We start from the raw sequence: 1,210 nt of genomic DNA, 5'->3' as shown, positions 1-1,210 counted from the left end.
ATCTACTTTCATGTACGGGACTTTCACCCTCTATCGTGCGACTTTCCAGACGCTTCCACTAATACATTATGCTACCCGCTTGGGCTGCTCCCATTTCGCTCGCCGCTACTTTGGGAATCTCGGTTGATTTCTTTTCCTCGGGGTACTTAGATGTTTCAGTTCTCCCGGTTCGCCTCATCTGACTATGTATTCATCAGATGATAGTGCAGTCACCTGCACTGGGTTCCCCCATTCGGACATCAACGGTTATAGCGCCTTTTATCGGCTCACCGTCGCTTTTCGCAGATTAACACGTCCTTCATCGCCTCTGATTGCCTAGGCATCCACCGTGTACGCTTAATTTCTTAACCTTACAACTCACAGTTGTCTTGGTTTTAATTACGCTTTTTTCTCTTTTCTACTTCATTACATTTATACTTGCATACAAATGCTTTCCGTAAAAACGAGAACTCGTTTCTTTCAGCTTGTTCCTAATTGTTAAAGAGCATTATCTTTCTATTTACTCTTTCAAGTAAATACAAACATAATTTTTTTAAGAAATAATTACGTCACGTTGTATGGCGTCCCCTAGGGGATTCGAACCCCTGTTACCGCCGTGAAAGGGCGATGTCCTAGGCCTCTAGACGAAGGGGACTTAATTATCTCTTACAAACAAACAATCTGTGTGAACACTTACGAGCGCTTCGTAAGGAGGTGATCCAACCGCAGGTTCCCCTACGGTTACCTTGTTACGACTTCACCCCAGTCATGGACCACACCGTGGTAAACGCCCTCCCGAAGGTTAAGCTATCTACTTCTGGTGCAACCCACTCCCATGGTGTGACGGGCGGTGTGTACAAGGCCCGGGAACGTATTCACCGTGACATTCTGATTCACGATTACTAGCGATTCCGACTTCATGGAGTCGAGTTGCAGACTCCAATCCGGACTTAGACGTACTTTATGAGGTCCGCTTGCTCTCGCGAGGTCGCCTCCCTTTGTATACGCCATTGTAGCACGTGTGTAGCCCTGGTCGTAAGGGCCATGATGACTTGACGTCGTCCCCACCTTCCTCCGCTTTATCAACGGCAGTCTCCTTTGAGTTCCCGGCCAAACCGCTGGCAACAAAGGATAAGGGTTGCGCTCGTTGCGGGACTTAACCCAACATTTCACAACACGAGCTGACGACAGCCATGCAGCACCTGTCTCACAGTTCCCGAAGGCACTCTCG

1 tRNA gene and 2 rRNA genes are annotated in these 1,210 nt (G+C 48.2%); all 3 read right to left on the bottom strand.

Annotation, left to right across the window (positions count from 1 at the left end):
- Positions 1–350, bottom strand: a 23S ribosomal RNA gene (locus A9G09_RS05915); the annotation flags it as partial.
- Positions 351–558: 208 nt separating this feature from the next.
- Positions 559–634: transfer RNA gene (locus A9G09_RS05910), tRNA-Glu, on the bottom strand.
- A gap of 52 nt (positions 635–686) precedes the next feature.
- A 16S ribosomal RNA gene (locus tag A9G09_RS05905) occupies positions 687–1,210 on the bottom strand; the annotation flags it as partial.

The sequence above is a fragment of the Gilliamella sp. wkB292 genome (genome assembly GCF_001690235.1).
Lineage (GTDB): Bacteria > Pseudomonadota > Gammaproteobacteria > Enterobacterales > Orbaceae > Gilliamella > Gilliamella apicola_F.
Note: the sequence above shows the minus strand (reverse complement) of the source record. Positions and strands in the feature narration are given on the sequence as shown.